Source organism: Cupriavidus necator (genome assembly GCF_013141915.1).
In the GTDB taxonomy this organism is placed as follows: domain Bacteria; phylum Pseudomonadota; class Gammaproteobacteria; order Burkholderiales; family Burkholderiaceae; genus Cupriavidus; species Cupriavidus necator_B.
Window position 1 is genome coordinate 55352 of record NZ_SROX01000012.1, and the last position, 12768, is coordinate 68119.

10 protein-coding genes are annotated in these 12768 nt (G+C 59.8%); 4 read left to right on the forward strand and 6 right to left on the reverse strand.

What is annotated here, in order from left to right; genetic code table 11:
* Nucleotides 1-44: 44 nt before the first annotated feature.
* Nucleotides 45-947, reverse strand: a complete 903-nt coding sequence (locus E5S69_RS20885) for an aldo/keto reductase family oxidoreductase (protein ID WP_171516536.1) — start codon at nt 945-947, stop codon at nt 45-47.
* Between the two features lie 113 nt (nt 948-1060).
* Here E5S69_RS20885 and E5S69_RS20890 point away from each other — a divergent pair, with 113 nt between their 5' ends.
* Both E5S69_RS20890 and E5S69_RS20895 read left to right on the forward strand, forming a co-directional pair.
* Nucleotides 1061-1960, forward strand: coding sequence for a LysR family transcriptional regulator (locus tag E5S69_RS20890; RefSeq protein WP_171516537.1), 900 nt, complete (start codon nt 1061-1063; stop codon nt 1958-1960).
* A 266-nt stretch (nt 1961-2226) separates the two neighbouring features.
* Nucleotides 2227-2529, forward strand: a complete 303-nt coding sequence (locus E5S69_RS20895) for a DUF1484 family protein (RefSeq protein ID WP_171516661.1) — start codon at nt 2227-2229, stop codon at nt 2527-2529.
* Here E5S69_RS20895 and E5S69_RS32980 read toward each other — a convergent pair.
* On the reverse strand, nt 2411-3094 hold the full coding sequence (locus E5S69_RS32980) for a PIN domain-containing protein (RefSeq protein WP_171516538.1): 684 nt from the start codon (nt 3092-3094) through the stop codon (nt 2411-2413). The genes E5S69_RS20895 and E5S69_RS32980 overlap by 119 nt on opposite strands.
* Before the next feature lie 299 nt (nt 3095-3393).
* Between E5S69_RS32980 and E5S69_RS20905 the strand changes: the two genes are divergently transcribed.
* Nucleotides 3394-6261: an AAA family ATPase gene (locus tag E5S69_RS20905; protein ID WP_171516539.1), complete on the forward strand. Its 2868-nt coding sequence runs from the start codon at nt 3394-3396 to the stop codon at nt 6259-6261.
* A complete protein-coding gene (locus tag E5S69_RS20910) occupies nt 6258-7574 on the forward strand; it encodes an McrC family protein (protein WP_171516540.1) in 1317 nt (438 codons plus the stop codon). Before E5S69_RS20905 ends, E5S69_RS20910 begins: the two co-directional genes overlap by 4 nt.
* Here the strand turns inward: E5S69_RS20910 and E5S69_RS20915 are convergent.
* From E5S69_RS20915 to E5S69_RS20930, 4 genes are all read right to left on the reverse strand, one after another.
* The gene (locus tag E5S69_RS20915) at nt 7566-8435 is read right to left on the reverse strand and encodes a DUF6216 family protein (protein WP_171516541.1); all 870 of its coding nucleotides are present in this window, start codon (nt 8433-8435) and stop codon (nt 7566-7568) included. The two genes, E5S69_RS20910 and E5S69_RS20915, sit on opposite strands and share 9 nt — an antisense overlap.
* A gap of 506 nt (nt 8436-8941) precedes the next feature.
* Nucleotides 8942-11584 (reverse strand): bifunctional diguanylate cyclase/phosphodiesterase, encoded by a 2643-nt coding sequence (locus E5S69_RS20920; protein ID WP_171516542.1) that lies wholly within the window; start codon nt 11582-11584, stop codon nt 8942-8944.
* A 520-nt stretch (nt 11585-12104) separates the two neighbouring features.
* Nucleotides 12105-12482: a type II toxin-antitoxin system VapC family toxin gene (locus E5S69_RS20925; RefSeq protein WP_171516543.1), complete on the reverse strand. Its 378-nt coding sequence runs from the start codon at nt 12480-12482 to the stop codon at nt 12105-12107.
* Nucleotides 12482-12718, reverse strand: a complete 237-nt coding sequence (locus E5S69_RS20930; RefSeq protein WP_171516544.1) for a type II toxin-antitoxin system Phd/YefM family antitoxin — start codon at nt 12716-12718, stop codon at nt 12482-12484. The genes E5S69_RS20925 and E5S69_RS20930 overlap by 1 nt, the downstream gene beginning before the upstream one ends.
* Nucleotides 12719-12768: the final 50 nt, after the last annotated feature.

The window sequence follows — 12768 nt, forward strand, 5'->3', positions numbered from 1 at the left end:
CTCAATACCTCCTCAAGATCCAGCCGCTGCTCGCTACAAGTGACTCACGCAACCGCATGCCCGCGCATTGCTCCGCCAATCGCATCCAACTCCGCCAGCACAGTATCCGTCAACACAATCTCCCCCGCCTTCAGGTTCTCCCTCAAATGCCCCACCGACGAAGTCCCCGGAATCAACAACACATTCGGCGCCCGATGCAGCAACCAGGCCAGCGCCACCTGCATCGCCGTCGCCCCGATCCCTTCCGCCACCTTTGACAACCCCGCCGACTGAATCGGCGTGAACCCGCCAAGCGGAAAGAACGGCACGAACGCAATCCCCTGCTCCGCCAGTTCATCCACCAGCGCATCATCGCCACGCTGCACCAGGTTGTACTGGTTCTGCACACAGATAACCGGCGTAATCTTCTGCGCCTGCGCCACCTGCGCCGAAGTCACGTTGCTCAGCCCGATGTGGCGGACCAGCCCCTGCCTTTGCAGCTCGGCCAGCGCAGTGACTTCCCTTTCGATCGAGCCTTCCGTCGGCGCATGGATATCCCCCATGAGCCGCAGGTTCACGACATCCAGCACCTCCACACCCAGATTGCGCAGGTTGTCATGGACCGCTTGCCGGATGGCCTCAGGCTCAAGCGCCGGCTGCCACGAGGCGTCTTCGCCGCGGCGGGCGCCTACCTTGGTGACAATCACTAGGTCATCCGGGTAAGGATGGAGGGCTTCGCGGATGAGCTGGTTGGTGATATGCGGGCCGTAGAAATCACTCGTATCGATGTGGTTGACGCCGGACGCGACGGCTTCGCGCAGCACGGCGATGGCTGCGTCACGATCCTTCGGCGGGCCGAACACGCCGGGCCCGGCGAGCTGCATGGCGCCGTAGCCCATGCGGTTCACGGTGCGGCCGGCAAGCGTGTAGGTGGTGGCGGGGCGGTGAGGTTGGTGCGTGTTGGACATGGCGCTCTCCTTGATTCGGTTTGGCTGAACAGGTGGCGCCAGTATGGTTGGCGTTGCAGTGTTTGATAATCCGGCCTAGATTGAATGGGCTGTTTCAAAATTTGAACACTGGTATGGAATTCAATGATCTGGCCGCATTCGTGTCGGTGGCCCGCGCCGGGGGCTTTCGGGATGCGGCGCGGATCAGCGGCGTGTCGGCGTCAAGCCTGAGCATCGCCGTGCGCCGCCTGGAGGCGAAGCTGGGCCTGCGCCTGCTCAACCGCACCACTCGCAGCGTCGCCCCGACCGAAGCGGGGCTGCGCCTGCTTGAGCGGCTCACGCCGCTGTTCAGCGAATTGGAGTCCGCGCTGGACGTCCTGAACGCCTTCCGCGACAAGCCCTCCGGCACGCTCAAGCTGAACGTGCCATCGAGCGCCGCGTGGACGGTGTTGCCAGCCATCCTCCCGCCGTTCCTGGAGGCCTACCCCGACATCCGCGTAGAGCTCGTGGTCGAGGATGGATTCGTCGACGTGCTGGCCATCGGCTGCGACGCAGGCATCCGCTACGAGGAGCGGCTTGAGCAGGACATGGTCGCCGTCCCGATCGGGCCGCGCGTGCAATGCTTCGCGACGGCGGCAACGCCTGGCTATCTCGACCGGCACGGCAGGCCGGAGCATCCACGCGATTTGCTCTCGCACGTCTGCCTGCGCGGGCAGTTCGCCAGCGGCGCCACGCCACCGTGGGTGTTCGAGCGGGATGGGGAAGAGTTGCGGTTGGATCCTCCGCACCGGTTGCTGATCCGGCCGGCTGCTTCTATCGACCTGGCGATCAGTACGGCGCTGGCTGGCGTTGGGGTAATCCACATCTTCGAGGGCAAGCTGCGGCCGTATCTCGAAAGCGGGGCGCTGGAGCCGATTCTTGAGCCTTGGTGGCAGAAGTTCTCAGGGCCGTTTCTTTACTATCCGGGACGAAGGCACTTGCCGGCGCCGTTGCGGGCGTTTGTGGATTTCTTAAAGGCGAGCGGAGAGGCATAGCACGTCCAAAGGCTTTCCTCATTCCTTTGCAAGGCCGCCAACGGCTCTCCCATCTTCCACGTCAGGAAGTTGGCCGTTCAAGACGCCCTGGCAAGCATCTGAGGGCCAATACTTGGGCTTTGCCTACGAGCGCCGGAATGATGCTTTGAGAGTTGCTGCATTGTTCCGTACGGGGAGCCCTTGGAAACTGACAGTGTCACCATAGCATTGGGCGACCAGGTTTGACGGCCTGACCCACGTACACCGGACGAGCAGCGATGCTGTAACTGGCAAAAGCCGACCGCGCCCTGGCCCGCCGCCTCGCCAAAACCACCCCATCCCCACGCAGCAAGGCCGTCACCCTGGAGGAACACATCCTCGAGGTCACTGACGACATCCTGCGCCTCAGCGCCGGCCTTCAATCCGCCCTGCCTTGGATGCTGAATTGCAAGCGGCCCGGCCATCGCGGCGCTACCTGTGGCGAACGCAACCCCAGCAGGTCCATTCGCCATCGTCGTATATCCCGTCGCCAGGCGCCATTGCCTGGCTGCAGCACGTACATCGCAGACCCGATCTTGGTCTTATGGTGACAGGCCGGAACCTGAACCCTGCCTTGGCTCGTGCGCTGCTATTGGGTAATGTTCTTGACGGCAACTGTTGCTGATCGGGCGGTGAGGCAAAGCGTCCGCAGTACGTACACCATCTGCCACCGTGATGTTCGATCGTGCTTGCGCGATTGCACTTAGGGCAAACGGTTCGTTCAGGGTCCGCTGGGAATGGCGATGAGTCTTCGCTTGCAGGTATCGCAAGCTCATCAAGGCTGCTGATGCGCCGGCAAGTGAGGCCATTCTGGTTAAGGTAGCTCAGCAGGGGGTCATAGCCCTTGTCCTTTGAGAGCACGATGCACACCCTGTCACGTGCGGTCTCAAAAGTCCTGCCCAAATGAAACGCGATGTGGAAGTCCAGGGCGTTGCGGCCGCTCCCTTCAATCTTCTGGAAGTCGATCCTGCAGAATTTCCCGCTCTGCTTCGTGAGCCGCTTTGGTGGCTGCTGCTTGCTCCCCACGAATATCAAGGTCTCGTAGCTATCGTTGAGTGCTGATAGGTCCAGCTTCGATACATTTTCGAAATCGACGAGGAGCAGGTGTTTTGCCATGGCCTCCGCCAAAAATCAATGAGTTAAGGGTGTCGTACTGAGGAAGTGTACGACGAACCGCCCGCGGATCATCACCCCCCACTCCAGTTGGATTGCAAACAAGCAGCGCTTCATTTTCCTCACAGATTCTGGCGGTGAGTATCGCGGCAGAAAGCCGGGTCCGTAACTCAGGATGCATATGGCCCAGTATACTTCCGTAAAAGCTGCCGCCGATGTCGAACGATCAAGGCTTCCAGCGCTGATCGCGTAAATGATCTCGGACTGTCGGCAGTTCACCAACAATAATCCTGTGCCCCCAAATGAACGAGCCAACAGCATTCCGCAATGCGCAATGGGACGCATTTCTTCAACGGTGGCCCCTGGACGAACTCGCCAGCATGAGCTTGCGGGAGTACAGCGAAGCGGGGAACCAGGACTGCTTTGTCTATTGGCTAGAGGCGAAGACGGAAGCGCTGGGCTCGGTGTGGGGAGGCTCCGCCTTCAAGTTCGGGATCTACTCGCGAAAGAAGGCCGGGGAGGCGAAGCGAGACGTCGACCGATACTACGGGGAAAACTACGCTTGGTATGCCAAGTACGGCGACACGCCGGAGGCAGCGTTCGCGCAGGTGATCAACAAGGTAGTTCAGGTCGCAAATGCGGCGAGGTCAGGGGACCTTGATGAAATCGATGAGGTAGACCTTGGGCAGGTCGTTAAGTGGAAGCTCGCCTTCCTCTATCAAGACCGGGGGCATCCGGCCATTTTGCCGGTGCTAAAGCTAGAGTATCTGCAGGTCGCGGTAGGAAGCAATCAGAAGAAGGTCTCCACGCTCCAACGCGAGCTAATGGAACATAAAGACGGTCGGGGCCTGTTCGAGTATGGCGATGCAGTGTGGGCGGAAGTCCAAGGAAAAATTGGCACCGAGCTCACCGCTGAGGAGGCGAGAGGATTCCTGGAACAGTCAGACCGTTTTACGCCAATCAAGGCGGCAACACAGAAAATGGCTGGATATTCAACATCACGAGGACGGCAACTCGCACTCCTGCTAGAGAACAAGAAGGCTACGATCTATCTTGAAGCTGGGTCATGGCTTGGCCCGATCCGGTCCCGGTTGCAAGAGGTCGAGTCATATTCGGAAACAAGAGCGCGGAACAGCAATATAGCGGCCAATGCTCCGGCGCTTGCGATTGGGAACGCCATGGTGAAGGTCGTCGTGCCGAACATGGAGGCCCTATTGTCTCTGTGCGATGCGTACGACAGTGCAGACGAAACAGACGCCATCGATCGCTCAGCAGATACAACACAAAATATGAATCCATCGCCCCCGCTCAACCAGATTCTTTTCGGCCCTCCAGGCACAGGAAAGACGTACGAAACGATCAATGCGGCGTTGCAGATTCTCGCTCCAGAATTCCTCGCCGCAAATCGCGATGATCGCGCCGCCATCAAGGGACATTTTGATTCCCTGGTAGTCGCTGGGCATGTGCGCTTCGTCACGTTTCATCAGAGCTTTAGTTACGAAGACTTTGTCGAGGGGATACGCGCGGAGAGTACTGAGGATGGGCAACTGACCTACTCGGTCGTAGATGGCGTCTTCAAAAGTCTTTGTGAGGCGGCCGCCGCGAAGGTGACGAAGCAAGCCGACGCGCCTCTTGATCTTAAGGGCCGAAGGATATGGAAGATGTCCTTGGGCAACACGCAGGGAAGCGACGCTTACATCTTCGACGAGTGCATTGACAAAGGCTACGCCCTACTTGGCTATGGCAGACTGGTCGATTTCGGCGGCAGCAAGACGCGAGACGACATCATCAGGCGCTTCCAGGACGCGGGTACCCCTGTCGCTGAGGATGCCTATGAGGTCACCGCCGTTTCCACGTTCGTCCTTAAGATGAAGGTCGGAGACCTAATCGTGGTAACGGACGGCAATATGAAGTTCCGGGCGATTGGCGAAATTACCGGGGACTACCGAAGCCTGAGGCGCGATGAGCAGGGTGACCACTACGGACAGAGCCGTGCGGTTCGGTGGCTGCGCGTATATAAGCCTTCGTTGCCGCTGGATCAATTGATGGCGAATCAGTTCAGCCAGATGACACTGTATGAACTTCGGCCAGGCGCAATAGATATGGAGAAGCTGGCCGCGCTGCTCCAGACGAAGCCGGCTGGTGGCGCACTTGCACCGAGTGGTGCGCCATACCAAGTGGGTGAGGTGTTTGGCCGAGCCTACAGCGTCACGAAGGCGTCGGCAGATGTCCTGGAGTTGAAGAAGCCAAACGGGAACGAGTTGGCATTCAGCATGCGGATGCTCAAAGCACTTGCGGACTACGTGCGCCGCGGCGAGCTAACCATAGATGACATCAAGGAAAAGCGGGTATTCGATAAGGTGTCCGAGTCGTCCCTGGAGCCTTACCTAGTCAACGGCTATAACAACATACTCCCCGCGCTCGTCGAGCGCCTAATCGGAGGCCGGCCGGCTCCCACCGCAGACAAAGCACGCTCGTCCCTGCCCGATGCAAAAGTACTGATCATCGATGAGATCAACCGCGGTAACGTGTCGCGTGTTCTTGGTGAGCTCATCACACTGATCGAGCCGTCGAAGCGTGCAGGCAATGCGGAAGCCCTGGAGGTAACTCTGCCTTACTCGAAGGAACGCTTCAGCGTCCCGGCGAACCTGTACTTGATCGGCACGATGAACACGGCAGATCGGTCTCTGGCAGGACTTGATCTCGCGCTGCGGCGGCGCTTCAGCTTTCGCGAGATGCCGCCACGACCGGACCTGCTGGATGCCGTAGAGATCTCTGGTGTCAACGTGGGTGCCCTGCTGCGCGTCATGAACGAACGGATCGAGCTGTTGCTTGACCGAGACCATTGCATCGGCCACGCATACTTTATGTCTCTGACTGACACGCCGACGGTAGACGCACTCGGAGAAGTGTTCCGGTCAAAGCTTATCCCGTTGCTTCAGGAATACTTCTTCGAGGATTGGCAGCGTATCCAATGGGTGCTCAACGATCATCGCAAGGCGGCTGCGCACCGGTTCATTCAGAAGCCGACAAGTAACGTAGCGCAACTCTTCGGTGAGGGCGTAACCGTCACGGACCAAAATCAACGCTGGTCCATCAATGATGCTGCGTTTTCGCTAGCTGAAGCGTATGCGGGAATCATTGAGCATTCGGGAGTCAAGGCTGAGTGACTACATCTGTCACCGTGCGAGAGTACGCCAGATTAACGACGGCGCCGCTTGCGGCGAACTCGTTGGATCGCGCTCAAGTGTCGGTAACGGCCTTTGAGTGGTTGTGCCGCCTGAATGCAGAACTTAGTCCATCGGGCACGGCGTTGCTGCAGGTCGAAGATCGTCGTTGGCTAAGGCTCGACAATTATGTCGGCGTCATCGAAACACCATGTGGCACCCGAGTAGAGATCCTTCCCAAGCATGACGACGGAGCTTCTGGCTTAGGTAAAAGCCGGGAGTTGTTGCGTCGAATGATTGCGGCCGCGATGGATCTTCCCGTTCGCGAGGTAGGTGAGACTTCACTTCAACGGTTCGATGCCCCATTGACGGAATGGGTGATCGCGCAGTTCTTAGCCGCGCTGGACCATTTGGTAAAACGCGGTGTGCGGTCAGACTATTTGCGTATTGAGGCGGAGGAGCGCCATCTACGCGGCCAGTTGGATGCTGTTCGTCAGATGCGTCAACCATTGGGGCGCCAGCATCTCGTCCAGATTCGTCACGACGTATTCTCGCCAGATCGCGCAGAGAACCGCCTGCTGAAGCTTGCCGTAGAACGCATCTGTCAGCAAACGCAATCGTCTGCCAGTTGGCGGCTCGCGCAGGAGCTGCGAGCACTCTTTCAGGACGTTCCTAAAAGCGCGAACGCTGGAGAAGATTTCACGCGTTGGCGCACGGACCGTCTGATGGCGCACTATCAGTCGGTTAGGCCATGGTGCGAGTTGGTGCTATCGCGCCAGATGCCGCTTTCCGTAGTCGGAAAATGGCACGGCATCAGCTTGCTGTTCCCGATGGAAAAGCTCTTCGAGCGCTATGTCGCTGAGCGACTCCGATTGGAATTGGTGGCGGGGGCGCGACTCACCACCCAGGCCTCTCGTCAATCGTTATGCGAGCATGATGGCGCGACGATGTTTCAGTTGCGCCCGGACTTGCTGATAGAGCACGAGGGCATACGTTGGGTCCTGGATACAAAGTGGAAGCTGCTGGATGCGGGGAATAAAGGCAGCGCCTACGGGCTGAGCCAAGCGGATTTCTATCAGCTATACGCTTACGGCCAAAAGTATCTGGCAGGGAAAGGGGAGATGGCGCTCATCTACCCTCGTCGCCAAGCCTTTCAGCGGCCACTTCCAGTCTTCCGGTTTAGCGAGGCGCTAAGTCTTTGGGTTCTGCCTTTCGACCTTGAGTCGACACGGCTAATCGATGGTCAATGTACCGGCCTCCCGCTGAAGCAGGCTATTGGCCACTCATCGCGGCAGCCGGTGTTTGCTTCAGGATAATTTTGCCGGGGCGTCAGCTGTCAAGTTGGCCGCAGCTCCAACTATGCCCTTATCACGGGACTGCCGGATCTCTAACTTCTTGTCCATCTTCTTCCGTATCTCCACGGCCTCTGCTGCTGCCCGTAGCTTTAGGAAGCGAAGTCCTAGCAAGACAAAGAACAGAGTGGCCAAGCCGCCGAACAGCCATTGCTGATTGCGGACTTCCTGTTGGACCAGCTTGTGTAGCGACTTCTCTCCAAAGCTTGTGCAGAGCACGCTGGCTTCGTCAGAGGAAAAGCCGGTGCTCTTTGCCAAGGCCTCAATGTTCTCCGTGCATGAATTCAAGGTGGCAAGACGAGTGCCCCAGATCGTCCTAACTGAATATCCATCCGTCCGAAACCAAACTTCGGACTCACGCATTTTCAGCAGCACGTCGGTTGCTGTGAAGAGGTGAAGCGCCACAGTGATAAGCACGCAACAAATGACGATGGATGCAAAACAACCAATCACATAGCGGCTGGTTGGCTTCCTGACTAGCTCTGCTGACGCAATGTCGATCCACGGCTTCGCCTTTTGCAGTTTGACAATGCTTATGTCATGGCGCTTCATCCAGGACATCAGGCACTGAAGGTCAGACATTGACTCGATTCTAAGTCCGTAAACGAACCTGAACCTTTCAAGATCACGCGTCTCTTGCATCAATTTCTTAAGGGCGGGATCTTCAACCTCCGCCTTTCCGGCCACGAGCCGCCAGAGTCGCTCCAGCATGCTATGGATGGAACCCGCACGCCACCAAAAGAATGCGGCCAGAGCCATGACGACTATCGGGCTGGCTATCGCAGCAAGAAACGGACTCTGAACAACGGTGGACAGTGATTCCATCAATATTCCCCCAAGATCCAGCCACTTATACCGACGAAGTACTCTCGGAGCCAGGCGTTATATCGTAAATACAAACAAACAGGCCAAAGTCTTGACCGCCGCTCTTGATGAAGTTGCGCTATCGGGGCACCGACATGGAAATAGGCCATTCCGCGCTCGAACGTCCCGGTGTCCGTGTGCGCCTGAATTTCGGCGAGTGTGTGGATTTCAGCGAGCTGTGCGGGTGCGGACATGGATGTTGGCGTCGCATCGAAGACATGCCACAACGGACGGCAGATCGGCATGATGATACCTGTCGGAACGGGTCGGACGCGGGTCATGTCGAGGGTGAATTATAGGGGCGTGTCCGCCAAGAATCCCTATTCAGTGCGCTGCCCCACCTTTGCAGGATTGAGACGTAGCGAATCGGGCCGTTATAGAGAGCCCCAGTCAACGACGCGCCAAAATATTTCATTGTCGTGCCCCAGACGAGCCCCCGACCAAGGCACCGAAGGACGCCGCTCGCCTCAAGTCACGGCGCTCACAAACGCCTCGAACGCACTGGCCTCCACCGGCGGACAAAAGAAGTGCCCTTGCCCGTAATCGCACCCAGCAGCCACCAGTATGTCCCGCTGCGACTCCGTCTCCACACCCTCCGCAATCACCCGAATGCGCAGCGCATGCGCCATGCCGATAATGGCACGGCACAAAGCCACGTCATCCGGCCCCCGCGTCAGCGAGCGGATGAAGGACTGGTCGATCTTGATGTAGTCGATGTCCAGGCGCCGCAGGTACGACAAGGACGAGTAGCCGGTGCCGAAGTCGTCGAGCGCGATCTCGATGCCGGACGCCTGGAAGCGCGAGAGCTGGTCCATGACATCGGCGTTCTGCTCCATCAGCGAGCCTTCGGTGATCTCGATGACGAGGCTGCCCACCGGCACGTTCCTACTCTCGATCATGCTGGACCAGGACTCGGGCCCGCTCGCCGGCGCGCTGAACTCCACGGGTGATTTGTTGACCGAGATCTGGAAGTCCTGGCCCAGCACCACCTGCCAGCGCGCAAGCTGGTCCAGCGCTTCGGTCAGCACCCAGCGGCCGATGTCGATGATGAGGCCGGATTCCTCCGCAACGGCAATGAAATCGGCCGGGTGGATCGGCCCGCGCACCGGATGGTTCCAGCGGATCAGGGCCTCGGCCTTGCAGACCTTGCCCGTGCGCAGATCGACAATGGGCTGGTAGTGCAGCGCGAACTGCCCGGACGCCAGCGCCGTGCGCAGGTCCTGCGTGATGCGCAGGCGCTCTCGCTCCACCTGCAGCAGCGCCTGGGTGAAGACCTTCCAGCGATTGCGGCCCTCAGCCTTGGCGGCAAACATCGCCTGGTCGGCGCACACCAGCAGGGCCTCGGCGTTGTCGGCGTCCCTGGGCCAGGTGGCCACGCCGATGCTGGCCGACACCACCACCAGCTCGCCGGCCAGGCGGTAAGGCGCGGCAATCTGCTGCAGGATCGCCTGGGCAATGCCCTCGGCAACGCCGACATCGCCCACCGCGGGCAGGATCACGGTGAACTCGTCGCCGGCCAGCCGCGCCACGGTATCCGACGCGCGCACCGATGCCGAAATGCGCCGCGCCGCCTCCAGCAGCAACAGGTCGCCCTGGTCGTGGCCGAGGGTATCGTTCACCTCCTTGAAGCGATCCAGGTCGATGAACAGCAGCGCCAGCACATCCTGCGTGCCGCGCGAACGCCCAATCTCCTGCTCCAGCCGGTCGAAGAACAGGCGGCGGTTGGGCAGATCCGTGAGCGCATCGAAATACGCCTGGTGCCGGATGACTTCCTCTGCCTGGCGCTTCTCGGTCATGTCATGGATCAGCGCAACGCGGCGGCGCTCGCCATACGCGTGAGCCACGTAGGTATCCACGGTCAGGTAGGCGGGAAACTCGCTGCCGTCCTTGCGGCGGATCGAGAATTCGCCGCTCCATCTGCCCTTGGCGGCCACGGTGGCCTGCAGGCGTTCGACCATCCCTGCCGCATTGCCTGCCCCGCTGACGCTATAGCCCGAGCGGCCCTTGATCTCCTCGAGGGTATAGCCGGTGGCGGCGGCAAAGGCCGGATTCACGTTGATGATGGTGCCATCGAGCGACGTCACCATCATGGCCTCGCTGCTGGACGAATAGACCAGCGAAGCCAGCCGCATCTCCTCCATATGGCGCCGTCGCTCCGCTATGGAGCGGCGCAGGCTGTAGTACAACAGGCCAAGCAGCAGCGTGGAAGCCATCGCACCGGCCAGGGCAACGCGGCGATAAACCTCGTAGGGTGCCAGCACCAGCTCGACCGACTCGCCCACCACGAAATTGAGCCCGAACTCCGGCAAACGGTAATAGCCGAAGACCCGCTCCACGCCTTCGGAGCCCGACACCGCCCGATAACTACCAGACTGGGACGACCCGCTGGCGAGGTATGGCCTGTTGCTGACCGCCCTGCCCAAGGTGCCCTCCATGGCCGGCACGCGCGCGATGACCTGGCCGGAAGTCTTGATGACCGACGCCACTTCGCCATCGCGGTTGGTGAACGACTGCGCAAAGCTGGCGAACTGCTCCGGACTGACCGAAACCACGATGACCCCGTCGAAGCTGCCTGCGCGCAGGATGGGGCGCGTGAACTGGATCGACCATTTGCGCGAGACCTTGCCCTTCACCGGATCGCTGATGAACAGCATGTCGCGCCCGTTCGCGTTCTGATGGACCCGGAAATGCTCGCGCCCGCTCAGGTCGACCTTCTCGCCGGGCACGGGCGGGGCGATGGACGAGTAGATGAGCAGGCCATGCTTGTCGATCACCGACACCTGGAACGACAGGTCCACCACCAGGTTCTCCCGCTCACGCACCATGTCGATGAACCCCGGCTGGCTGGCCAGCCAACTGGCCCGCAGGTCGAGGAGGAACTCGGACAGCCGCAGGATGCTGGATTTCGAGTACGCGCCGAACGCCCGGGCCTCCGCCTGGGTACGCTCCGCGGCGACATGCAGCAAGCGGTCCCGCTCGCTCACGAGTTGAAACGCCACGAACGCCCATGTTGCAATCAGCCACGCCGCCGCTCCCAGGTTCAATGGGGAAAAGACCTGGCGCAGGCGCTGCAGCGCCTTGCCATATCGGGTGGTCGAGCGTTCTGGCATCAGGGGATCGCAGCGCAGCGAAGAGTCGACATCGATAGCAGGCTAGCCGAGGTCAGGGGACCCGACAAGCAGCACGCACTTTAGTCCCGTGCTCACCGCGTTAAGCCGAGGCGGCGTGCGCCGAAAGCGTCACGTCGTGATCATGACCAGCTCGGACGCGGAAGGCTCAATACTCCGTCAACACCTATTCGCTGATCGGAGCGAAGTACTCGCGTAGCCAGGCGTTATATCGGAGGTAGATCGGCGTTCCAGCCCCGACCCCGGCGACTTTGCTGAAGCCTGCCTTTCCGGCAATCTGCACCGCCTGCCGTACATGGAGTCGCTGGTCATCACCACAATGGGGGCGGTGGCGACGACGCCCTGCTCTTCAAGCACCAAGTAGTGCTGCAGGTTGATGCTTCGGTGCCCCCTCAAGACCGAGCCGCTGTCGCTGAGATGTCCTCACGCAACCGCATGCCCGCGCATTGCTCCGCCAATCGCATCCAGCTCCGCAAGCACGGCATCCGTCAATTACGTACCCCTACACCGTTTCAACGAGATCGGTATAAGCCGCCAGATGGCCATCCGCGGTAAGCAGTCGAAGCGGCTCATACATGGCCTGAGCGATCAGCAAGCGATCAAACGGGTCCCGATGAATATCCGGCAGGTTTCGGACCAGGGCTGCATGTGCCGCGCGGACCGGGAGTTCTGTGAATCCACTGGTGTCGATCGCCGAAACAAGCTCATTCACATCGGCATCCAGCTTACCCAGTCCTGCCTTGATCGAAGCTTCCCAGATGCTTGCGCTGCTGACAAAGACCTTCTCGGCCTCGGAAATCATCTTGCGCGCGGCTTTTGACAACTTACGATCGTCGGCGACGGCCCACAGGTAGATATGCGTATCCAGGAGCAGGCGCATCAACGACCTTCAAACTCAGCCATCACGTCATCCGGCAGGGGGGCGTCGAAATCATCTGCAACGCGGATCTTGCCTTTCAAGACACCGAACCGGCGGGCGACCTTGTCTGATTCCATTGGCACCAGCCGGGCGGCCGGCTTACCGGCCTTCGCGATGATGATTTCCTCGCCCGCTGACGCGGCGTCAACCAGACGGGAAAAGTTCGTCTTGGCGTCATGGATATTGACAGTATGCATGCTCGCTCCTCATGGACTTAGTCCATCTTAGTCCGATTTCCAGGGGTGGG

Coding starts and splice junctions, on each gene's coding strand:
- E5S69_RS20885 (WP_171516536.1), bottom strand. CDS start 947: ATGTCCAACACGCACCAACCTCACCGCCCCGCCACCACCTACACGCTT.
- E5S69_RS20890 (WP_171516537.1), top strand. CDS start 1,061: ATGGAATTCAATGATCTGGCCGCATTCGTGTCGGTGGCCCGCGCCGGG.
- E5S69_RS32980 (WP_171516538.1), bottom strand. CDS start 3,094: ATGGCAAAACACCTGCTCCTCGTCGATTTCGAAAATGTATCGAAGCTG.
- E5S69_RS20905 (WP_171516539.1), top strand. CDS start 3,394: ATGAACGAGCCAACAGCATTCCGCAATGCGCAATGGGACGCATTTCTT.
- E5S69_RS20915 (WP_171516541.1), bottom strand. CDS start 8,435: ATGGAATCACTGTCCACCGTTGTTCAGAGTCCGTTTCTTGCTGCGATA.
- E5S69_RS20920 (WP_171516542.1), bottom strand. CDS start 11,584: ATGCCAGAACGCTCGACCACCCGATATGGCAAGGCGCTGCAGCGCCTG.
- E5S69_RS20925 (WP_171516543.1), bottom strand. CDS start 12,482: ATGCGCCTGCTCCTGGATACGCATATCTACCTGTGGGCCGTCGCCGAC.
- E5S69_RS20930 (WP_171516544.1), bottom strand. CDS start 12,718: ATGCATACTGTCAATATCCATGACGCCAAGACGAACTTTTCCCGTCTG.